At 74.9% G+C, this 24,059-nt stretch carries 4 protein-coding genes; all 4 read right to left on the reverse strand.

Features of this window, described 5'->3' with window-relative positions:
* The 4 genes from ACZ4WH_RS20280 to ACZ4WH_RS20295 are packed head-to-tail and all read right to left on the reverse strand — an operon-like array spanning window position 1 to window position 23,988.
* Entirely contained in the window at window positions 1–264 is a 264-nt protein-coding gene (locus ACZ4WH_RS20280) for a phosphopantetheine-binding protein (protein WP_468182267.1), read from the reverse strand.
* Window positions 261–1,265 (reverse strand): LnmK family bifunctional acyltransferase/decarboxylase, encoded by a 1,005-nt coding sequence (locus ACZ4WH_RS20285; RefSeq protein ID WP_468182269.1) that lies wholly within the window; start codon window positions 1,263–1,265, stop codon window positions 261–263. The genes ACZ4WH_RS20280 and ACZ4WH_RS20285 overlap by 4 nt, the downstream gene beginning before the upstream one ends.
* Window positions 1,262–10,483, reverse strand: a complete 9,222-nt coding sequence (locus tag ACZ4WH_RS20290; RefSeq protein ID WP_468182271.1) for an alpha/beta fold hydrolase — start codon at window positions 10,481–10,483, stop codon at window positions 1,262–1,264. Before ACZ4WH_RS20290 ends, ACZ4WH_RS20285 begins: the two co-directional genes overlap by 4 nt.
* A complete protein-coding gene (locus ACZ4WH_RS20295; RefSeq protein WP_468182273.1) occupies window positions 10,480–23,988 on the reverse strand; it encodes an SDR family NAD(P)-dependent oxidoreductase in 13,509 nt (4,502 codons plus the stop codon). The genes ACZ4WH_RS20290 and ACZ4WH_RS20295 overlap by 4 nt, the downstream gene beginning before the upstream one ends.
* Between the last annotated feature and the right edge of the window lie 71 nt (window positions 23,989–24,059).

Here is a 24,059-nt window from a genome sequence, read left to right on the forward strand (position 1 = left end):
TCAGCGCCGCCTCGTCGCACAGAGCAGGTCGATCAGAGCGTCGATGTCGGGAACGTCGCCGAACCGGGACATCGGCTCGGACACGCCGAGCCGCTCCATCAGCGACAGGATGATCTCGACCCGGTCGACCGAGTCGGCACCCAGGTCCTTCAGATGCCGGTCGCCCCGGATGTCCCCACGCGGCACGCCGGGCAGGATCGCGGTGATGGTGTCGTGGACGATCCGGGTGGTCTCGGCGCGATCCGCGCCGTCGGTCGGTGTCATGGGCGGGCCGCTTTCTGAGTGATCGTGAGCGTGCACACGGCGAGGGCACGGCCGGTGCGCGCGTCATCGAGGACGACGTCGAAGATTTCGGTGGCGGACGGATCGCCGGGCCGGTGCCAGGCCCGCACCCCGGCGGACAGGACCGCGTCGAGGTCGGCGTTGCCGAGGTAGCACAGCCGCTGGTCCACGACGACCCGGTCGAGGAACGCGGCGTCCGGGCGGCCCAGCGCGCGCCAGTGCCGCAGCAGTACCCAGTCGACGATGGAGAAGTAGGAGGCGAAATAGAGCAGCCCCGCGCCGTTGAGGTCACGGGACGGCTCCACCGCGTACTCGGCCCGCAGCTCCGCGCCGAGCGGCACGAAACCGTCCGGCTTGTCCGGGAGGAAGGAGCCGCGGGTGCGGGCCGTGTGGCAGGCCAGCCGGGGCGAGTACGCCTCGGGCAGCAGGGGAAGGTGTTCGTGCCGGAAGTCGGGCGGCGAGGACCGCACCAGGTTCTCGTTGCTGTCGGCCTTGCTGCGGGTGACCCAGCGGTTGAAGTTCTCCACGTACAGCGTCCCGTCGTCGCCGAAGGCGTAGAACTCGTCCGGGTCGACGGGCGGCGGGGGCACGGCGGCGTCCGGTGCCTCGCCCACGGGGGTCCGGGTGATGCGGTGCAGGGTGAGCACCGACTCGCTGCCGAAGCCGAACACGCGCGAGGCGATGTGCAGCCGGTCCCCGAACCCGGGCGTCCGCAGATGGAACCGGCGGCTGCCGCGCAGCCGGTAGTAGTAGAAGGACAGATAGGTCGGCGCGCCCTCCGGGCTCCGCGCGCCCAGGACGTCGGTGCCGCACACGGCGGCGACCGCGTCCCAGGTCCAGTCGCCGATCTGGCCGACGAACAGCGAGTTGTGCCCGCACATGCCGGGCCTGACCAGCTCGGTCCGGTACAACCCGCTGTCGCCCAGTCGCCGCGGCGTGGCGCCCGGGGCCGGCAGCGGGGGCGTGACGGTGGCCCGGCTCACCGCTCGGCCCCGCCGTGCTCGTCCAGGAACGGCACGAGCCTCGCGTGCACCTCTGCCGCGGACGTCAGCCCGGGGAAGTGGCCCGCGTCGGGAATCTCCGCGTACCGTGCGTCCGGAATCGCGCCGTGCAGCAGATGGGCCGTCTTCAGCGGGATGACCGTGTCGTGGCTGCCCTGGAGGATCAGCGTGGGCACGGCGATGTCCGGGAGCCGCTCCAGCAGGGTGGCCTGCGAGGCGAACACGTCGAGATAGCGCAGCCCCGTCTGGGCGTCCATGCTCTCGCAGCGCAGCAGCAGCTTCTCCAGGTCGGGTCGCTCCCGGCGGAACCGCTCCGACCCGGACCGCTGCTCCAGCCGGTCGAAGTCCTCGGCCGCCACCGTCGCCAGCCGGTTCACCTCGCCGTTGCGGTTGCCGACCTTGTACGAACTGCCCAGCAGCGTCAGCGACCGGGTCCGCTCCGGGTGAGCGAGCGCGAAGCTCTGGGCGACCAGGCCGCCGAAGGAGGCGCCGACCACGTGCACGGGACCGCCGACGTCCAGCCGCTCCAGTACGTCCGTGTACCGTCGCACGATGTCGTCGAGGGTGAGCGCGGACCCGGTGCTGGCGCCCACCCCCGGGTGATGCACGCTGATCAGCCGGAACCGCCCGGTCAGCTCGGCGAACTGACGGGCGAACACCCCGGCCCCGATGTTGAACGGGTGCATGAGGAGCACGACCGGGCCCGCACCGGCGCTGAACACCTCGGCCCGCCCGTCCGGCAGGTCCAGCACGGCCCGCGCCACGGAGGGGTTGGCGTCCAGCAGGACCTGCGCGTTGTCGTCCGCGGGCGCGTGCTGCTCGCGCATCGCCCGGCGTACGTCCTCGGGCACGCCCGCCGCGGGATGGTACCGGCCGAGCGCGGCCCGTACGGTCGCGTCACCGCCGGCCGCCCGGTCGGCCTGCGCCGGCTCCACGGCGAGCAGTTCGGGCACGTCCCCGGGGGCGCGGAACAGCGCGACCAGCCGGGCCGCCACCTCCTGCGCCTCGGCGACCGAGAACCCGGCGGGCACGGCCAGCCGGATCAGCGAGCCGGTCTCGTCCGGGCCGCCGGAGGCGGCCAGGTGAGGACCGCCACGGACGCCCGTCCGGTGGAAGATCCAGGCGAGACAGGACGCCACGGGGTGCTCGAACCCGTCGAACCACGGCATGCGCGCCACGTCCAGCAGCACACAGTGCCCGGCCGCGACCTCGCCGCGGACCGGCACCCCGCCGTCGCGCAGGCCCTGCCACAGCGTCCGTACGGCCGCCATCCGGCCGGCGGTACGGGCCGCGACGCCGTCGGTGTCGTGCAGCGCCGCGTCCACCATCTTGCGCCGCGTGAGGCCCAGTTCACGGCCGTGCAGGGCGATGTGCTCGCGCAGCCGGGCGCCGAGCGCGGGATCCCGCGTGGCGGCCAGGCCGCCGAAGTCCAGCCCGAAGTCCTTGGACAGGCTCAGGGTCGCGCTGTCCGCGAGCGACAGCAGGTCCCGCACCACCTCCCACAGCCCGCGACCGCGTTCCGGGGCCTCGTGAGCCGCGACGAAGGCGGCGTTCTCCGCGATCCGTGTGGCGTCCAGGACCAGCGGGACCCCGTGGGCGTCCGCCGCCTCCCGCACCCGACGCAGGCCGGCCAACGACACCGGGTGGCCGCCGCCGGCGTTGCCGCTCAGCTCCACACAGACGAACGAGACCCGGTCCGCCTCGTCGCGCAGCCGGGCGCGCAGCGCGGCCACGTCCAGGTCACCGGCGAACACCCGTTCTCCGGCGTCCCGGGCCGGTACGACGGCCGGGGTGAAGCCCTGGTCCAGCAGGTTGAAGATCCAGGTCGGGAACAGCCCGTTGTGCAGCACGACACCGCGGCGGCCGGGCCAGGACCGGCACAGGAGCGCCTCGGCGGAGCGGCCCGAGCCGGCCACCACGACATGGTCGTACGGCAGCCAGGGCGGTGGCATCTGCTCCGGGACGTCCCGGCGGGCGGCAACCCGCTCGCGCAGCTCCGTGACGGCGGTGGTGACCGCGGGCGTCTCCAGCTCGGCCCAGGAGTCGGTGATCAGATCGATGTCGACGTCCGCGTGGGCGAGGACCACCGGATTGTGCCCGTGGGCGGCCAGCAGCCCGGCCCGGCGCTCCGCATCGGTGGGGGCGGCCGGGGGCAGGAGCGACGGAGCGGCGGCGGCAGGCGGGGCCGGGGTCTCGGCCGGGGCCTTGGCGGCAGGGGCGGAGGGCATGGCCGATGTGGTTTCGGTGAGCTGTCCCGGGGCGTCGGCCGACACATCCGGGTTGGCGATCATGAGGATCACGTCGGAGACACCGGTCTGCTCGGCGTCCGCCGGCTGGCACAGGTAGATGGGCAGGTTCGTGGGCCGGAACTTGTTCTTGAACTGGAAGTTGCCCTCGCCGAAGATGCCCGCCGAACGCAGCTCCTCCAGCCCCGCCTCGATGGCCGGGTCGGCGTTGGGGGAGTCGCACACTTTCACCCCGAAGCTGGCGCCGAAGCTGAACAGCTCCGAACCCTCCGCCGCCAGCGTGCCGATGATCTCGACGATCGCGAACTCCAGCCCGCCCAGCGGCATGTCCTTCGGATAGAACTCCAGGTCGAGCAGATAGCCGTTCTCGGACGGGATCCGGGTGACGATGACCACGTTCGCCAGCTCACCGTCCAGCCAGGTCAGGAACATGCGATGCCGCTCGGCGAGGAGGCCGGCGCGCAGCTCCTCCCGGACGATCGCCACATACGGGTTGACCATCTGCTTGCCGTCGCCCCAGCGTCCGATCATCCCGGCGATCCGCTCGTCCAGCCCCGGGTCGGTGCCTGGGCGGTACTCCTCGGCGCGGCACTCACCGGCCTTCCGGAACCGCTGCACCATGTAGCGCAGCCGGGACATCCGGCCGCCGGACAGGGAGAAGCCGGAAAGATCCTCCAGCCGCTGCACCGCCCCGAACGGTGTCGCCGTGAACGGGATGCCGCCCACCTCCGTCACCCGCAGCAGGGACAGGAAGGACACCCGCAGGCCGTGCCGCCGGCCGTACTCGACGTACTCGCGGACCAGGACCGGGAAGTACTCCTCGGAGCCGACGTAACTCCAGGCGAAGACATCGCCGTCGCGCCGGGAGAAGTTGAAGTAGCCCTCGCGGTCGGCACCGACGAAGGCGAGGGGAGCGATGTCCCGGCCCGCGAGGCCGCCCTCCTTGCCGTGGGCCGCGTCCATCCGGTCCAGCAGCGCGCGGATGCCCGGCAGGCCGTCGAGCTTCTTCTTCCGTACGATCAGCGGCTCCGTGCCGGGTGCCGCACCGGCCGCCGACGGCGTGGGCGCCTGCGGGAACGAGGCGGCCGCGGGTCCGAGCCGCACCGGGCCGTCGCGGTGGTCCCGCTCGTCGTCGGCCGGCTCCCCGGCGAGGGCCTCGCGCACCCGGTCCGCCCCGTGCGTCTCCGTGAGATGCGCGACGACGTCGGCGACGGTCGGCCGGTCGAACAGCAGCGTCTTGCGCAGGGCGCCGAAGCGGCGCTCCAGACAGCTGACGGAACGCAGCATGTCGAAAGAGGTCAGGCCGTTGTCGGTGAAGCTCAGCGCCGGGTCGAGCGGGCGGTCGAGGGTGTGGGTGAGCAACCGGGTGAGGAGCACGGCGGGATCAGGGGCGGTGTCGCCGGCCGCCCGGACCTCGCCGGGAGGCGCGGCCGCGAGGGTGTCGTGCACGAAGGCGGTAAGCAGGGTGACCGTGTCCTGGTCGTAGATCTCGGCGATCTGTAGCTCCAGGCCGTAGCGGGCGTTGACCGCCCGGATGAGGTCCATGCGGAAGATCGAGTCCAGACCGAGTTCCGCGAAGGGCTGGTCCGGACCGATGTTCTCGGGGGCGAGGTCCAGGATCTCGGCGATCTGGTCGCGTATCAGGGCCGCGATCTCGGTTGCCGGGGGAGCACCGGTTCCGGGCGTTGCGGGGGCGGTTTCTGAGGGGACGGGCCCGGGGCCGGTCGCGGACGCGGGCGCGGGGCCGGTCGCGGACGCGGGCGCGGGGCCGGTTGCGGACGCGGACCCGGGCGCTGGGCCGACGGCCGTTCGCGACGGCCGGGGGTCGGCAGGCGGCTCTGAGACCGCTGCCGGCCGGGGCTCGGCGGGCGGCTCGGGCACCGCTGCCGGCCGGGTCGTGGGAGACGGCGTCCGGGCTTGTGCGGTGGCGGCAGGCGGGGCGAGGCGCACCTTGGGACCGCGCTGCCGGGCCGGGACATGACCGGGGCGGTCCTGTGCTTGGGGCTGTGACGACAAGACGTTCTCCCTGTCGGGTTCGGCCGTGACCTGGCGCTCGGTGGTGCGCGCGTCGAACCAGTGCGCGCGGCGGGAAAACGGGAAGCCCGGCAACGGGAGTCGGCGGGGCCGTCCACCGGGCCACAGCGGCCTCCAGTCGACGGTGTCGCCGGCGGCCCACCGGGTGGCCAGCGTGCGCGACAACGCGTCCTCGCCGGCCTCGTCCGCCCCGGCGGCGAGCACGCCCTCCGCGCCGCGCTCGCCCGCCGCGGCCGCCCTGAGCAGCCGTACCGCCTGATCCTGTCGCGGGGCGACCACGCACAGCCGCTGGGCGAGGACCGCGCGGCCGAACTGAAGTGTGGCGCTCACCCGGGCCGGTTCCAGCTCGGGGTGCGCGGACAGATGGCCGGCCAGCCGGTCCGCGTAGGCACGCAGTGCCTCCTCGTCCGGGGCGGACAGCGGCAGGACGTACGGCTCCCCGGTCGGCGCCGGGGCCGGGGCCGGGGCCGGGACGGCCCGGGGGGTGTACGCCTCCACGACCACATGGGCGTTCGTCCCGCCGAAGCCGAACGAGCTGACGCCCGCGCGGTGCAGCGGGCGCCCGTCCGGGCCGGGGACGCCGTCCCACGGCCGACGCCGGTCGTTGATCCGGAACGGCGTATCCCGCAGCCGGAGATACGGGTTGATTTCGCGGAAGTGGAGCGTCGGCGGCAACTCGCCGTGGCGCAGGGCCAGTAGCGTCTTGAGCAGACCCGCGATACCCGCCGCGGCCTCCAGATGGCCGATGTTGGTCTTCACCGAGCCGATCGAGACGTGCGGTCGCGCCGGCGCGGGCAGGCCCCAGTCGTCGTACAGCTGGCGGAACGCCTTCTTCAGACCCTCGATCTCCACAGGATCGCCGAGCCGGGTGCCGGTGCCGTGCGCCTCGATGAAGGTGACGGTGTCCGGGGAGAAGCTCGCCTCCCGGTACGCCTTGACCAGGACCCGGGCCTGAGCCTCGGGGTTGGGCGCGGTGAGGGAGGCGGAACGGCCCCCATGGTTGACCGCGGTGCCCCGGATCACGGCGTGGATGTGGTCGCCGTCCGCCTCGGCCGCGGCGAGCGGCTTGAGCAGCACCGCGCCGACACCCTCACCCCGCACATAGCCGTTCGCGTCCTTGTCGAAGGTCTTGCAGGCGCCGTCCGGGCTCAGCATCCCGGACTTCGTGAACGCGGTGAACAGACCAGGGCTCAGCAAGGCGTTGACACCGCCCACGATCGCCGCCGTGCAGTCGCCGGCGGCGAGGGCCCGTACCGCCCGGTGCACCGCGACCAGAGCGCTGGAACAGGCCGTGTCCACCGCCTCGCTCGGGCCGCGCAGGTCCAGCAGGTGCGAGACGCGGTTGGCCAGGATGGAGTGCGCGACCCCGCTCGCCGTGTGGGCCTGGACCTCGGTGCCCGCACCGCTGAGCAGATCGCCGTAGTCGTTGGTCGAGACCCCGGCGAACAGTGCGGTGTCCGTGCCGGCCAGGTCCGCGGGACGGTATCCGGCGTCCTCGATCGCGCGCCACACGGCCCGCAGGAACAGCCGCTGCTGCGGGTCCATCAGCGCCGCCTCCTTCGGGGAGACGGAGAACAGGCCGGCGTCGAAGGCACCGATGTCCTCGATGAACCCGCCCCGCACGGCGGCGGTGTCGGGGTGTGCGTGCAGTTCGGTGCGGTCCGCGGGCGCGGGTCCGACGAGGTCGGCGCCGGCCGCCAGGTTCTCCCAGAACGCGTCCAGATCGGGGGAGCCGGGCAGCACGCCGGCCATGCCGATGACGGCCACGGCGGTGGCCCCGGTGGCCCCGGTGGCACGGTCCATAGGGGAGATCTCCGGGGCAGCGGCTTTCTCGGCCGGAGCTTCCGGCGCTTCCCTGGCGGGACTTTCCGGAGTTTCCCCGGCCGGGGCTTCGGTGACCGGCGCCTCGGTCTGCGTCCCCGCCGGTGTGCTCTGCCGCGCGGGAGCGTCGGCGGGCGCCAGGGCGGCCGGGTGGTGCTCGGCGAGGTGGTCGGCGAACGCACGCAGGTTCGCGCACTCGAAGAGGACCGTGGGCAGCAGGTCGAGCCCGTACCGGGAGTTGACCTCGTTGATCAGCTCGGTGAGGGAGATCGAGTCGAAGCCCAGCTCCATCAGGTCGGCGTCCAGCTCGACCTCCTCCTCGTCGACGAGGAGGAAGGACGCGGCCATCGCCCGGAGGTCGGCCACGGCCCGCTCGCGCGACCGCTCCACCGCACCGGCCGGAACGTCGGCGCGCGCGGTAGGAACCGCGCCCGGCACGGCCTGCGCTGGCGCGTGGCCGGCCGCCGTCTGTACGACGGCGAAACTGTGCTCGGCCCCCGCGAGCCCCCGGTGGAAGGCCCGCAGCCCCGCCGGTGTGGACATGGGGGCCATGCCCCACTTCCGCGCGAACAGCTCCCGCGTGGGCCCGTCCACGGTCATGCCGCCCGCCTCCCACAGTGGCCACGCCACAGCGACCGTACGGCCCTGCCGTTCGCCGACGGCACACCGCGCGGCGCGCTCCTCGGCGAAGGCGTGCAGAAAGGCGTTGGCGGCGGCGTAGTCGCACTGGCCCGGGTTGCCAGTCTCCGCGACCACGGAGGAGAACAGGACGAAGAAGTCGAGGGCCTCGTCACGGGTGGCCCGGTCGAGGTGGAGTGCGCCCGACACCTTGGGCGCCAGTACGGCGTCCCACGCGGCCTCGTCCTTCTCCACGGCCCGCGCGTCGCGTGTGACCCCGGCCGCGTGGATCACGCCGTGCAGGGCACCGTGGCGGGCGCGCACGGTCGAGACCAGCCGCTCCACGTCCGCGGCGGCGGAGACGTCGGCCTGGACGTAGGAGGCCGAACAGCCCGCCGCGCTGAGGTCGTCCAGTGTCCGGCGCAGGGCGGGGGAGGGGGCCGAACGGCCGGCGAGTACGAGGTTCAGCGGGCCCTGCTCCGCCAGGTGCCGGGCGAAGACCAGGCCGAGCGCACCGGCACCGCCGGTGATCAGATAGGTGCCGTCCGGCCGGATGCCCGTCGGCGCGTCCCCGGCCTGCGTCGGCGTGTACTCCTCCAGCGCCTTCACCAGGCGCGCTCCGTCGCGGTACCGCACCTCCGCCTCCCCGGCCGCGCCGAGCGCGACCTCGGCCAGGAGCCGCTCGGCCCGCTCGGCGGCGCTGGGCGCGGCGCTGGGGCCCTCGAACGCCACCCGGGAACCGGAGAACCGGCTGTGCTCCAGGCCGAGGGTGCGCAGCAGCCCGGCGACGGCCGCGTGCCAGGGCTGCGGCGCGCCGGACGGCGAGGTGTGCGCGTGCACCAGACGCAGTGGACGGGTGCCGGCCTCCGACAGCAGAGCGGTGGCCAGCCGGAAGCAGGAGTGCAGGGACCGCTCCAGCAGGTCCGCCGGGTCGTCGCCGGCGGGATCCACGGGCGCGTGGACGACCGCGTCCGGGCGCAGCCCACGGGCCGTCAGCCGCTCGGCCAACAGCCGGTGATGCCGGCGCACCCGCGGGTCGAAGGTGTAGGAGGCGTCGCCCGTCTGCGCGAACTCGCATCCGGAACCGACCAGAACGAGCCGCGTACCGCTACCGGCGAGCCGCTCGGTGACGGCGTCCCGCAACTCCGAGTCGTCACTGACGAGCAACAGAGTCCGGGGCGGTTCGGCCGACGCACGCGGGGCCGGCACCGCCACCCACGCGGGCCGCCGGTACACGCATCCGGCGTCGGCATCGGCGGGGGGCAGCGCGGCGGGGTCCGCCGACGGGGCCGCTGCCGGATGCGCCGACGGGGCCGCCGATGGGACGGCCACCAGATCCGCCGACGGAGCCGCCGATGGGACGGCCACCGGGTCCGCTGCCAGGTGCACCGAAGGGACTGCTATCGGGTTCGCCGCCAGGTGCGCTGACTGGGCTGCCACCGGGTGCGCCGACGGGGCTGCCACCGGGTGCGCCGACGGGACTGCCACCGAGTGCGCCGAAGGGACGGCGATCGGGCTCGCCGAAGGGACTGCCGTCGGGTCCGCCGACGGGGCTGCCATCGGGCGCGCTGACGGGACTGCCACCGAGTGCGCCGAAGGGACGGCGATCGGGCTCGCCGAAGGGACTGCCGTCGGGTCCGCCGACGGGGCTGCCATCGGGTGCGCCGAAGGGACTGCTACCGGGCTCGCCGAGAGGACTGCCATCGGGTCCGCCGAAGCGACTGCTATCGGGTCCGTCGGCGGGACTGCCATCGGGCTCGCCGAAGGGGCCGCCGAACGGGCCGTCGAGGGGACCGTCGTCGGAGCCGCCGAGGCGACCCTCGTCCGGGCCGTCGAAGCGGGCGCGTCCGAGGCTGCCTCCCGGTCCTCCCCCGGCGTCGGTGCCCCTGGCGTCGGTGCCCCCGGCGTCTGAGCCTGCGGCGTCGGTGTCCCCGGCGTCCGTGCCCCCGGCGTCAGCACCCCCAACGTCGGCTCCGTCGACGGGTCGCCGGCCAGCCAGTAGCGCTTCCGGTCGAAGGGATACGTCGGGAACACCGCCCGCCTGTGTGCCTGGCCGGGGTGCAGCAGGCGCCAGTCCACGCGGGCGCCGGCGGTCCAGAGGGCGGCGACCTCGGGCAGCCGGCCGGCGCGCAGCAGGGCGGCGATGTGCTCCGCGTCGGTCTCCGGCCGTGCCGTGTCCGGGCCACCGGAGAACACCCCGTCCTCAGCGGTGCCGTCCGCGAAGGACCGCAGGCGCTCGGCCAGTTGAGCGTGGTCGGTCGCGAGTACGGCCACCCGTTCACGCATCTCGCGGCGGCCGCCGCGCGCGGCGGCGCACAGCTCGGCCAGCGACCAGGCGTGCGCCGCCGGGGTGGTGAGGTAGGCGGCCACCTTCCGGGCGTAGGCGGCGAGCCGGTCCCCGGTCCTCGCGGAGAGGACGAAAAGGTCCTCGCCCGCTTCCTCCGGCGGAGTCCCCAGCGGGGTCGGAGAGGTGCTCGTCATCCCTCGTACTCCTCAACGATCAGATGGACGTTGGCCCCTCCGGCACCGAAGGAGCTGATCCCGGCGCGGCGCGGTCCGCCGCCCGCCGGGGCCGGCCACGGCGTCAGTTCCCGCGGCACGTAAAGGGAGCCGCTCCCGAAGTCGATCTTCGGGTTGGGATGCCGCACGTTCACGCTCGGTGCGATGTGCCGGTTTCGCAGCTGGAGCAGCACCTTGGTGAGCGACGCGATCCCGGCGGCGCCTTCGAGGTGACCGATGTTGGACTTCACCGAGCCGACCGCGCACGGTGGCGCCCCAGTGCCCGCCGTCCGGCCCAACGCCCGGCCCAGCGCGGCCACTTCGATGGGATCGCCCAGCTCCGTGCCGGTGCCGTGCGCCTCGACGTAGCCGATCGACTCCGGGGGGACGCCCGCGCGGCGCACCGCCTCGGCGATCAACGCGGCCTGCGCGTTCGGGTTGGGCACCGTGTATCCGCCGGTCTTGCCGCCCGCACCGGCGAGAGACGCCCTGATCACGCCCAGGATGCGGTCGCCGTCGGCCTCCGCCCGGCCGAGCGGCTTGAGCAGCACCGCGGCGACGCCCTCCCCGGGCACGAAACCGTCGGCCCGCTCGTCGAAGACCTTGCAGCGCCCGTCGGGGGCCAGCATGTTCCGGGAGCTGAGCGCCACGTAGTGGGCCGGGTGCACGATGAGGTTCACCCCGCCGGCGACGGCCATACGGCACTCGCCGCGCAGGATGCTCTCGCACGCCAGGTGCACGGCGGTCAGCGAGGAGGAGCACGCGGAGTCCACCGCGAAGCTCGGACCGTACAGGTCGAGCACGTACGACACCCGGTTGGCCAGGGACCAGTACGCCGAGTGCGCCCCGGCCAGCCGGCCCCGCGGCCAGCCGTGTGCGGCGGCGAGCTGGCCGTAGGAGCCGTACATGGAGCCGACGAACACGCCGGTCTGCGGTTCGCGGGTGTGCTCGCCGAGGTGGCCGGTCTCCTCCAGCAGGTTCCAGGCGGTCTCCAGGAACAGGCGCTCCTGCGGGTCGATGTTCTGCGCGTCCCTCGGCAGGATGCCGAAGAAGCCGGCGTCGAACCGGTCGATGTCCTCCAGGAAGCCGCCCCAGCGGCTGTTGGTGCGCTGCGGGACGCCGGGCCGGGCGTCGAAGTACTCCCGCCAGTCCCAGCGGTCGGCCGGCACCTCGGTCACCCCGCTGCCACCGGACGCGAGCAGGTCCCAGAAGGAGTCGACGTCCGGGGCGCCGGGAAAACGCCCGTTGACACCGACGACGGCGATACGGTCCGCCGCGGGCCCGGAGCCGTGGCCGTCCGGCGGTGCCGGGGCGGTGCCGGGGCGCGGGGCGGGCCGCGGCATCGCCGGGGGACCGTCGTCCGCCTCCCGCGGCGAGCCGTCCGTCCGCTCCCCGGGAGCGAGAGTGGCCGCCAGTGCCGCACCGCGCTCCGCGGCGAGGTGCTCGGCGAGCCGGGCGATCGTCAGCTGTTCGAACAACAGCGTCGCCGGGAGGTCGCCCAGGTCCTCCTCGAAGCGGCTGACGATGCTGAGACCGACCAGCGAGTCTACGCCGTAGTTCTCGAAGGTGACCTCGTCCTCCAGGTCCTCGGGCCGGAACCGCAGCACCTCGGCGAAGACACCGCGCACATAACGGCGCACCAGCGCCGGGTCGAGCGACGGGGACGCACCCCCGGCCGGGGCGGGCACGTCGGCGGGGGCGGGCGCATCGGCGGGGGCGGGCGCGTCGGCCGGGGCCCCGGCCACGAACAGGCACTGCTCCAGCTCCGCCACCGGCGTCCCGGGCAGGCCGCGGGTGCGTACGTCGCCGAATCCGGCGGCGGCGAGGGCCCGTCGCCAGCCGGCCGGATCCAGCAGCGGTGCGTGCGGCAGCCGGACGCCGGAGTCCTCGAAGGCCCACCAGCCCGGCGTCAGGCCGAAGGTGAGGGTCAGGAAGTCCGAGGCGCGGGTCGCCTCGTTGACCAGCGCCACCCCGCCGGGCCGCAGCAGCATGCGCACCCGCGCCAGGGTCCGGGCCACGTCGCGGGTGGCGTGCAGCACGTTCGTGGCGATCACCACGTCGTAGGCGTGCGCGTCGAACCCCTGCTCCACCGGGTCCCGTTCGATGTCCATGGTGGCGAAGACCAGATACGGCCGGGTCGCGCCGAAGGTGTCCTCCCCGTGCCGGAGGAAGGCCGTCGAGATGTCCGTGTAGCAGTACGTGACATCGACGCCGCCACCGGTGTCCGACCGGGCCGGTTCGTCCAGGGCCGCCAGCACGAAGGCCGTGCCGGCGCCGGTGCCCGCGCCGATCTCCAGCACCCGCACGGGGCGCCCGTGCGCCGCGGCCCGGGTGACGGCGGCGGCCGCCTCCTCGGCGACGAGCCGGTGATAGTGGTCGGACGCGGCCTGGCCCCGGTACACCCGCTCCACCAGCTCCATCGAGCCCTTCGGGAACAGCACCTCCATCGGGTTGCGGGTGCCGTCCAGAACCTGGGGCAACGCGTCCGTGCAGCGCCGCAACAGCTCGGCGTGGTCCCGCAGATCGGGGAAGCGGCCGACGAGCGCGGCGATGACCGACTCAGCGTCCGCCGCATCCGCCGGGCCGACCGGCTCCGCCGTCTCCCGTGGCCCGGGTGCGGCCGGTGCGGACCGTTCGAGGATGTCCCGCAGCGCGGACAGCAGCCGCTCCGCGGCAGGGCGGCAGCCCAGGCGCTCGCGCAGCTCGGCAATGGAGGGGACCGGGCCGCCCGCGCTCAGCGCCCCCTGCCGTTCGAGGGTGCGGCGCAGCAACAGGGCGGCGGCCCGCTCCAGTTCGGCGAACGCGGCGCGGGACCTGCCGAACGGGTCGTCCGCGCCCGCGCCGGACGCCCGGTCCGCCGTCGGGGCGGTCCGGGCGAGGGCGCCGGCGGTGGTGGTGCGCGCGCCGAGCCGGGTCAGGCCCTCCGGCGTGGCCTTGATGACCACGGCCTGCGGGACCCGGGCGGCGAGCAGGGACTCCAGGGCCGCGATGCCGTCCGCCGGTTCGAGGGAGCCGACGCCGAGCGCCGCGAACCGCTCCCTGTGGGACTGCCCGGCGACCGCGCCCACACTGCCCCAGAAGCCCCAGTTCACGACGGAGACCGGGAACGGCAGCCGGCGGTCCAGATACGCGGCGCAGGCATCCTCGAACGTGCTGGCCGCCGCGTAGTTGGCCTGCCCGGGGGCGTCCGTGAACGCGATCGCCGAGGAGAAGTAGACGAGGAAGTCCAGCGGCTCCTCGCGCAGCGCCTCCCCGAGCGCCAGCGCCCCGGTCGTCTTCGGGGCCAGCACGTCGAGGAACATCTCTTCGTCCATCTGGGCCAGGGTCCGGTCGCGCAGCAGCAGCGCGCCGTGGAACGCCCCGTTCAGCGGCCCGAACCGGTCGCGGGCCGCCGCGACGGCCCGGCGCACGGCCGCACCGTCCGTCACATCGGCCTGGACGTACGCCGCCGACCCGCCCAGCGCCTCCAGTTCCGTCAGCAGCGCCCGTACGTCGTCGTCCTCGGCCCGCCGGCCGACGAGCACCAGCCGGGCCCGGCAGGTCCCGGCCAGGTGCCGGGCGAGGACCCGGCCGATGCCGCCGGTGCCGCCCACGAGCAGATAGACGCCGCCGTCCCGGAAAGGAGCCGCACCGGAGGGGAGCGCGGCGGCCGGCTCCAGCTCCCGCACCAGCCGCTGTGCTCCGCGCAGGACGACCACCCGGTCGGTGCACGGCTCGGCGAGCAGCCGCTCGGCGAGCGCCGCCGCCCCCGCCGGGTCGTCCTCGAAGCCGAGGTCCGCGCCGGGGTCCACGCAGCCGACCCGCCAGCGCGGATACTCGGCCGCGACGGACCGGGCCAGTCCGAGCAGACCCGCGGCGTGCGGGCGCACCTCCGCGCCGGGACCGGTGGCGACGGCCCCGGGCACGATCACCTTCAGGGTGAGTTCCCGGCGCCCCGCACCCCGCGCGAGCAGTTCCTTGACCAGCCGGAACAGCCCGAGCACGGCACGGTCGTGCGCCGGGCCGGACAGCGGTTCGTCCCCGCCCGCGCCGAACCAGTACACGGTGTCGGGCAGCGGATCGAGCAGGGCCGCGAGACCGTCGTCCGGAGGAACGGCCACGGCCTGCCCGCCGAGAACTCCGACGGCGGTCATCACGGCGTCCGCCGCGACGCGGGTGCCCTCCGGCCGGACCACCAGCGTCCGCCCGTCGCCGCCGGGCGGGCGGCTGCCGCGGGGCGCCGGTGCGGGGCGCAGCACCGGCCGGTGCACGAGCCCCGGTACGGCGCCGGCGGTCCCGGCTTCCGGCCGCTCGCCCAAGACGCGCAGGGCCACCCCGGCGAACCGCAGCAGCACCCGCCCGGCCGCGTCCGTCACCCGCACGTCCCAGCGCTGTCCGTCCCCTGCGGCGGCCCGCGCGGCCACGGCGTGGGCCGGGGCGGCAGCGGCCCCGCCGTCGTACGTCTCCAGCGACTCCAGCGCGAACGGAGCCGCGGGGCCCGTACCGTCCGCCAGCAGGACGGACAGCGTCTGGAGCGCGCCGTCGAGCAGCGCCGGGTGCAGCTCCGCCGGTGCGGACGCCCACGCGGGTCGCGACGGCGTACGCAGCACGCCCACGGCCTCGCCGTCGCCGTGGCGGACCTCGTCCAGGACCTGGAGCGCCGGTCCGTACGCGATTCCCGCGCGGGCGAAGTCCGTGTACAGCTCCGCGGCACCGCGCCGGCCGCCGCAGCGGTCCAGCACCGCGCGCACGTCCACCCGCTCCGGCTCGTCCGACGGCCCGCCGTCGGTCAACGTGCCTACGACGAACGGCACTTCACCGTCCGGGCCGGCCGCGTCGGTCACGTCGAAGCGGAAACCGCCCTCGGGCCCGGGCGACGTCCGCACGCGCAGCTCACGGGCCGTGGTGACCTCCAGCGGCCGGAGCCAGCGCACCCGGGAGAAGCGCGGCACACCGGACGACCCCCGCCCGTCGGCCACGGCGCCCGCCACCAGTGCGAGGCTCGCCACGCCCGGCAGCACCGGACGGCCGTCCACCCGGTGGTCGGTGACGACCCAGTCCCCGGGGGCCACCGACCGGCGCGGCACGGTGGCCTGTGCGACGGGTGGCGCGCTCACGGGGGTCTGGGAGACCCGGTGCGGGGTCCGGTCGAAGGAGTAGCCGGGCAGTGGGACGCGCCGCACCGGGCCCGGCCGGCGGTGCGCGGCCCAGTCGACGGTCCCGCCCCGCACGTAACGCGCGGCGAGCCGGCCCGGCTCGCCGTCCCCCTCGGCCGGGAAGACGCCCGTGCACCGGCCGGACGCCGCCGTGGCGCGCAACACCGCGACCAGCTCGGGCAGATCGTGCACCACGAACGCCGCCCGCTTCGCGAAGTGCTCCCGGCCGGCGCCCAGGGTGAACGCCACATCGCTCAGTCGCACCGCGTCCCCGCCCTCCGCGGGCCGGGCCGCCAGCGCCTCCACGGCTTCGGCGAGTGAGCCCAGCGCGCGTCCCAGCGCCGCCGTCGAGCGCGCCGAGACGGGCACCACGTACGGCACCCGGTCACCGGCCACCTCCGGCGGAGCCGTCTGTGCTCCAGCCGACGCGTCGGCACTCCGTACCACGCTCTCCCGCGCCCCGGGCCCGCCGGGACCGCGGCGCGGGGCCTCGGCGACGATCAGGTGGGCGTTGGTGCCGCTGAAGCCGAAGCTGCTGATCCCGGCGATCCGCGCCCCGGACCGGCCGGGCGGCCACGGCATCGCCGCGTCCACCACCCGCAGCCCGCTCCGCTCGAAGTCGATCTCCGGGTTGGCCCGGGTGAAGTGCGGGGTCGGCGGCAGTTCGCCGTGCCGCAACGCCAGCAGCACCTTCAGCAGCCCGGCGATCCCGGCCGCCATGGTGGTGTGCCCGATGTTCGCCTTGACCGAGCCGAGACAGCACGGCTCCGGCCGCTCCCGCGCCCCGCCGAACACCTGGGCGAGCGCCTTCACCTCGATCGGGTCACCGAGCGGCGTACCGGTGCCGTGCGCCTCCACGTACGTGATGTCCGCAGGCCCCACCCCGGCCCGCCGCTGCACCTCGGCCAGCAGCTCCGCCTGCGACCCGGCGCTGGGAGCGGTGAGCCCGTTGGTCCGGCCGTCACCGTTGACCCCGCCGGCCTTGATCACACCGTGCACGTGGTCGCCGTCGGCCAGCGCCCGCTCCAGGCTCTTCAGTACGACCGCGCCGACGCCCTCGCCCAGCACGATGCCGTCGGCCGACGCGTCGAACGGCGCGCTGCGGCCGGTGGGCGAGAGCATGCCGGTCCTGCTGGTCATGATGTGCATCCGAGGCGTCGACAGCACGGCCACACCGCCCGCGACGGCGGAGTCGCACTCGCCCCGGCGGATGCTCTCGCACGCCAGGTGGACCGCCACCAGGGAGGACGAACAGGCGGTGTCCACGGCCATCGTGGGTCCGCCGAGGTTCAGCAGATAGGCGATCCGGGCCGCCAGCACCGAGCCGGAGTTGCCGAGGAAGGCGTAGCCGGACGTGGGGTCCTCGCCCGCCTCGGCCAGCACGTCCGGGTAGTCGCCCACACCGCAGCCGACGAACACCCCCCACCTCCGGCGGTCGGCGGACCGCACCGCGTGGCCGGCGTCGTCCAGCGCATGCCAGGCCGTCTCCAGGAAGAGCCGCTGCTGGGGATCCATCGCCTGCGCCTCCAGCGGCGAGAGCTGGAAGAACCCGGCGTCGAACTCGTCCACCGAGGACAGCATGGCGCCCCACCTGCTGTACGTACGGCCCGGGGCGAGCCGGTCGGTGTCGAAGACGGCACCGACGTCCCAGCGTTCCCGGGGCACTTCGCGGATGCTGCTGTGCCCGGTGACGAGGTTCTTCCAGAAGGCGTCCAGATCGGGCGCGTCGGGGAAGCGGCCTGCCATGCCGATGACGGCGATGTCCCCGGGGGCGTGGTCCGCCGTGACGCGGGTGGCTCCGGCGGCCGGGGCGGATCCGGCGGCGGGGGAGGGCTCCGTGGTGGGGAAGGGCTCCGCGGGGGAGGGCTCCGTGGCGCCGGAGGGCTCAGTGACGGAAGAGGCGGGTACGGCGATCTGTGCGAGCACGGCGTCGGGTGCGGGTACGGCGACGAGGGCGGGTACGGCGTCCGGGGCGCGTCCGGCGTCGGCGGGTACGGCCGCGTCGGTCGGGTCGGCCGGGTCGGTGTCGAGGGCTCGCAGGGCCACCAGGGGTCCGCGCGGCGCGCCGTTCGTGGCAGCGGCCCGCCGCTCCCCGAGAGGCGGCAGCACCGCGCGGTCGACGGTCGCGGCCTCGGGCACGGCGTCGTCCTGCCGCTCCGCCACGGGCAGGACAGGCTCGGGGTCGGGGGCGGCCCCCGGTGGGGCGGCCGGCTCGGAGGATGCCGACGGGGCCGGTCGCGGCGTGTGGTCCGCCGGGCCCGGCGCGGTGGCGAGGGCCGCCGCGCGGGTGTCCAGGGCGTGGGTCGCGGCGTACGCGGCGACGATGTGCTCGACCAGGCGGGGCACGGTCGGGTGGTCGTACAGGGCGACCGAGTCGAGGTCGAGGCCGTGCGCGCGGTTGATCTCGCGGGTCATCTCCACGGCACCGACGGAGTCGAGCCCCATGTCGTTGAAGCTGAGGTCGTGGTCGATCTCGGCGCGGTCGAGGTACAGGCTCGCGCACAGCGCGTCCTCGACCGTCCGGGTCACCTGCGCACGGTCCGGCGTCGGCGCACCGGGCACGGGATCGGGCACGGGCCGGGACGGCTCACGGACCTCCTCGCCGGCCGGCCGCTGCGTCGCCGTGGGCGCCGCCGGGGCGTCCTCCGGCGTGGGTGACGGTGTCTCACCGAGCCGTGCGGTCCTGGCGAACTGCTCCTCGACGAGGGCGGCCGACTCCGGCCCGAAGACCCGGTCGTGCATCGCGCTCTCCCGGTCGATCACCGGGCGCAGCTGCCCCAGCACCCGGTCGGCGAGATCGGCCTTCAGCACCTTCACGGCGTTCAATGGTTTGCGCGCGATGGCCCGGGCCAGCCCGAGCGCCGTCGGCAGCACCTGGTCGGGCTCGGCGAACGACAGATCCGCGCCCCGCTGTTCCAGCGTGCGCCCCGAGTAGGAGCCGCCGGTGAAGAACATCTCCGTCGCCAGCGTCCGGCCGAGCCGCTGCTCCAGGACGTAGGTCGCGCCCATGCCGGGCGTGAAGCCGTACTTCATGAAGGTGGCGCTGAAATCGGCCGCGCGGGACATCACCACCAGGTCCGCGTGCAGCGCGAAGGCGAGACCGCCACCGGAGGCGTGCCCCTGGACGGCCGCGATGACGGGGAGTTCGCAGCGCAGGAAGCCCTCGTACACGAACGGCGAGTCGGTGAAGCGGCTGCCGCCGCCCGCCAGCGTCCGCAGGGCGTCCGGGGTGGCGCCCATGCTGAAGACGGGGCCGCTGCCGGTCAGGACGACGGCCTTGAGATCCGGGTGCCGGGCGATCTCCGCGAAGGCCGCGGTCAGCCCGTGCATCATCCCGTCGGTGAACATGTTGACCCCGGACGGATCGCGCATCACGACGAGCGCGATACCGGGCTCCACGACCTGGAAGCCGACCTCGTCGCCGTCGTACGGCACCGCTGTGGGCCCCGGCGCCGGAACGGGCATCGGCGCGGGCACCGCGGCCGGGGTGGCAGGCGCGGTCGGCTCGGTGGTGCCGTGCCAACGGCCGATCCAGTGCCGTTGACGGCGCAGCGGCGCGGTCGGCAACGACACCCGGCGGCCGGCCGGGGAGCCGAGCCACTCGACGTCGCCGCCCGCCGCCCACCGTTCGGCCACGGCCGGCAACGGGCCGACGGCGCCGGAGGGCGTGGCGACCACACCCGTGCTGCCATGGGCCGCCGCCGCCCGCAGGGCCTCGCTCAACTCCCGTACGGAGGAGGCGACCACCGCGAGCCGGGCGGCCATCGCGGTACGGCCCGAACACAGCGTGTGGGACACGTCGGCGAGGAAGCGGCGCTCGGCGTCCGGGGCGGAGGCGGCGTGGCCGGTGCCGGCCGGCGCGAGGGAGGCGAGCGTGGTGGCGGCGGACGGCTCCACCGCGGGTACGAAGCCCGCCGCGCGCATCCGCTGGGCGAGGACGCGCAGCCCGTCGGCGTCGATCCCGAGGTCACTGAGCGGCTCGTCCGCGTCGACGACGTCGGCCGGGACGTGCAGCATCTCCGCGACCCAGGCGGTGACCTGCTCCAGGGCGCCGACGGAGCCCGGCCCCGGTTCCGCGCCCGCCGCCTCTCCCGGGGCACGCCCCGGCCCTGTCCCCGGACCGTCGGCCTCCGTCAGCGCGTCCGCGAGGGCCTCGGCGTACTCCGCCAGGGTCGTGCCGTCGGGCGCGGACAACGGGAACACCCAGGGGCCCGGGCCGGTCGCGCCGGCCCGCGCCGGGGCACGGTCGGAGGCCTCCGCGACCAGGACGTGGGCGCCTGCCCCGCCGGCGCCGAAGGCGCTGACCCCGGCGCGGCGCGGCACCCCGTCCGCCGGCCGGGGCCACGGGGAGCGTTCCCGCTGGACCCGGAAGCCCGCGCCCGCGAGGTCCGCGTGCGGATTGGTCCGCTCGGCGTGCAGGGACGGCACGAGCTCTCCGTGGCGCAGCTGGAGCAGCACCTTGGTGAGCCCCGCGATGCCCGCGGCGCTCTCCAGGTGCCCGATGTTCGACTTGACCGAGCCCAGCGCGCAGCCACCCGGCGCGGTCGTGCCGAACGCGCGGCCCAGTCCCGCGACTTCGATGGGGTCGCCGAGCGAGGTGCCGGTGCCGTGCGCCTCCACGTACTGCACCGACCGGGGGTCCCAGCCCGCCGCCGTCAGTGCCGAGCGGATCAGCTCGCCCTGGGACGTCTGGCTGGGCACGGTGAACCCGCTGGTGCGGCCGGTGTGGTTGAGGGCGGTGCCGTGGATGACCCCGTGGATGTGGTCACCGTCGGCCAGCGCCCGGTCCAGCGGCTTCAGCAGCACCGCGCCGACGCCCTCACCCGGAACATAGCCGTCACCGTCCGCGCCGAAGCTGCGGCAGCGGCCGTCCGTGGAGAGGAACTGCCCCTGGGCGAGCTGGAGATACTTCTGCGGGTGCACCGTGACGTTGACGCCGCCCGCGAGGGCCAGCGTGGACTCGCCCCGCCGGATGCTCTCCACCGCCAGGTGGACGGCGGTCAGCGAGGACGAGCAGGCGGTGTCCACCGCCATACTGGGGCCGTGCAGGTCCAGGGTGTACGACACCCGGTTGGCGATGGCCGCGTGCATGGCCGTCGGGGCCACGGCCGAGCGGCTGTCGCTGTAGAGCTGGTAGTGGTTCCACATGGCGCCGACGAAGACCCCGACCCGCTCTCCGCGCAGCGCCGCCGACGGGTACCCGGCGTCCTCCAGCGTGCGCCAGGCCGTGGTCAGGAACAGCCGTTCCTGCGGGTCCATGCGCTCGGCCTCCTTGCGGGAGATGCCGAAGAACGCCGCGTCGAAGACGTCGACCCCGTCCAGGAAGCCGCCCCATTTGCTGTAGGTGCGGCCGGTGGCGGCCTTGTCGTCGCTGAAGTACGCCGTGTGGTCCCAGCGGTCGGCGGGCACCTCGGTGACGCAGTCGCGGCCTTCGGCCAGGTTGCGCCAGAAGGCGCCGAGATCGGCCGCCTTCGGGTACTGGCCGGCCAGACCGATCACGGCGACCGGGCAGTCACGCCGGGACCCGTCCGCGACGTCGGTGCCCAGTTCCGCCACGTCCTCCACCCCCCGTGCCTCGACGCGCTCCACGGAGTCCGCCCCCGCGTTCTCGCCGGCGTTCTCCTGCGCGTTCTCCTCCGTGCCCTCCTCGACCGGCTGCACGGTGGCCAGTTGCTCCGTCACCCGGTCGCGATCGCCGTACAGCACCACCAGCCGGCTGTCGTCGCCGGCCAGGCAGTCGCGCAGCACCTCGAAGGCGGTCGCGGTGGGCAGCGGTGCGTTGCCGTGGGCGGCCCGGGAGCGGACGAGGACGTCCGGTGCGACCCGCATACCGCCCTCGGCCCAGTACGGCCAGCCGATCGCCAGGGAACGTCCCGGCCGGTCCGCCCGCCGGGCCCGGCCGCGCGCGAAATGCTCCAGGAAGGCGTTGGCGTACGCATAGGCCGCCTGCCCCGCGTTGGGGACACTCGCCGACACCGACGAGAACAGCACGAAGAGGTCGAGATCGTCGTCGCGGGTCGCCTCGTCGAGATGGACGGCGCCGTCCGCCTTGGCGGCCAGGACCGGTGCCAGACCGGCCGGGGCGGTACGGAAGTACAGCCCGTCCCGGGTCGCTCCGGCGCAGTGGAACACCCCGTCCAGTCGTCCGAACAGCTCCCGCGCCCGGCCCGCGGCGACCGCCGCCCCGGCGGCGTGGGAGACGTCCGCGCTCACGTACTCGGCGCGGGCCCCCAGCCGGTCCCACGCGTCGAGCCGGTCGCGCAGCCCGGTGTCGAGCGGGCGGCGGCCCACCAGCACCAGCCGGGCCCGGTACTCCCGGGCCAGCCAGTCCGCCAGCAGCCGGCCGATCCCGCCGGAACCTCCGGTGACGAGGTAGACGCCGTGCTCCTTCAGGACCGCGCCACCCGGGCGGCCCCCGGCGGCCGGACGGACCGCGTGGCGGCGCACCTGGCGCTCCCCGTCCCGGTACCGGACCTCGCACTCGCCCGGCCCCGCCACCGCGTCGGCGCACTCGGCGAGCAACCGGTCGGCGACGAACTCCGAGCGCGGACGGGGCCCGAACTCGACCACCCGGCAGCGCAGCACCGGAGTCTCGGCAAGGACCGTCGCCGCGAAGGCACCCATCGCCGCGTTGCGCGGCTCAGGGGCGCTCGGCGGAGCAGCGTGCGCGAACACCAACGCGTGGGGTGCGCCGGGCCGGCGCGCCGTCAACGCGGAGGCCACGGTCCAGTACGCCGTCAGCGGGTCGGGCCCTCGGCCGAGGGTGTGGGCGGCGGTCCCGTCGGGGACGGGGGACACGACGACGATGTCCCGGGGCAGTGCGCGGCCGTCGGCGGCGAGGGTGTCCAGCAGCCGGTCCACCTGCGCACGTTCCTCGGCGTCCAGCTCGAACACGTCCGGGGCCACGGCCCGGAACGCGGGTGCGGGCAGCACATGGACGACGCGGCCCGTGGCGCGGCGCCGCAGACAGCCGGCGAGTTCCGCGGAGGCTCCGAACACCAGCAGGCCGGGGCCGTCCGCCGCGTGCTCGGCGACCTGCGCGCTCCCGAGGGCCCGAGGCACCCAGACGTCCCGCAGCACGACGGCCGCGTCGGCGGAAGAGGCCTGCTCCGTCCCGGTGTCCGTACCGACCGCGGCCCGCGGCGCCGGTCCGGTGGCCCGTATCCGGTACGTCGACACCAGATGCCGGGCCAGGCTGTCGATGTCACCGAACTCGAACAACAGCGTCGGGTAGAGCCGGCTGCCCACCCGCTCCTCCAGCTGGGAGCTCAGCGACAGCAGGGCCACCGAGTCCAGGCCGAGGTCGTAGAACCCGACCCCGGTCCGTACGGCCGCCGGGTCGGTCTCCAGGGCGGCACCGACCATCCGCCGCAGCAGTTCCGTCACGCCGTCCACGCCGAGCACGTCACCGGCCTCCGGTACGGCGGCCGGCGCGGGCGCGGACTCAGAGACCGTGGGGGACTCGTCGGCCGGTCCGCCGGGGGCCGGGTCGACCTCCGCCACCAGCCGGTGGATCAGCCCCTCGTGCCGGATGCGCTTGCACGCGATGCCGCGGAACTCCGCGAGAAACTCGCCCTTCTCGTCGTACAGCGCGTAGTCGTTGGTCAGCATGTCGCCGGTCTCGGCGATCCGCTCCGGCCGGGGCGCGTGGACGTGGAAGACGGGGGACAGCGGCCGGGGAGCGCGGAAGTAGTCGATGTAGATCGGGATGAACGGGTCCGCCCCGGACACCGCCGTCTGCCCGAAGCCCGCCAGGGTGGAGGCGTCCATCTTGGCCGGGTGCAGGTGGAAGAGGTCCTCGTGCTCGGTCGCCGACGGGTCGAGCCGCAGCTCGGCGAGCAGATGACCGTCGCCCTGGTACAGGGGGCCGAAGCACCGCATCGGCGTCCGGTGCCGGATCTCCTCGGCCCGGGCGCGCGCGTACAGCTCCGCCATGTCCCGGCGGCGCACCCCCGCCCCGGTCAGCGCGGGCAGGTCCAGGGCGGGCAGCGGCGGTTCGTCGGTGGTGACGAGTTCGGCCCGGGCGTTGTCGCGCCAGGGCGCGCAGGGTTCGCCGTCGCGCAGCCAGCGGCTCTCCACCGTGACAGGGCGCGGGGCGTCCGCGGGGCCCGCGCCGACGGTGACCCGGATCTCCCGCTCGAACCCCTCGCGGACGGTGACCGCCTCCGTGAAGAGCACCTTGCGCAGAGCGGCGCGCCGGTGGTCGACGCCTCGGGCGATCAGGGCACGGTACACGAGGTCGAGGAAGGTGACCCCGGGCATCACCGAGACGCCGTGCACCCGATGGTTGTCCATCACGAAGTCGGAGGGCGTCACGCGGACGGAACAGTGGATGCCGGGTTCGTGGGACATGGCTGAGGCTCTCCTTGGGTGTGCCTCGGGCAGAGCCGGGCTGGTGTCGCCCCCGTGGGCGGGGCTGGTTG

This window comes from Streptomyces sp. NPDC029138 (genome assembly GCF_055564375.1).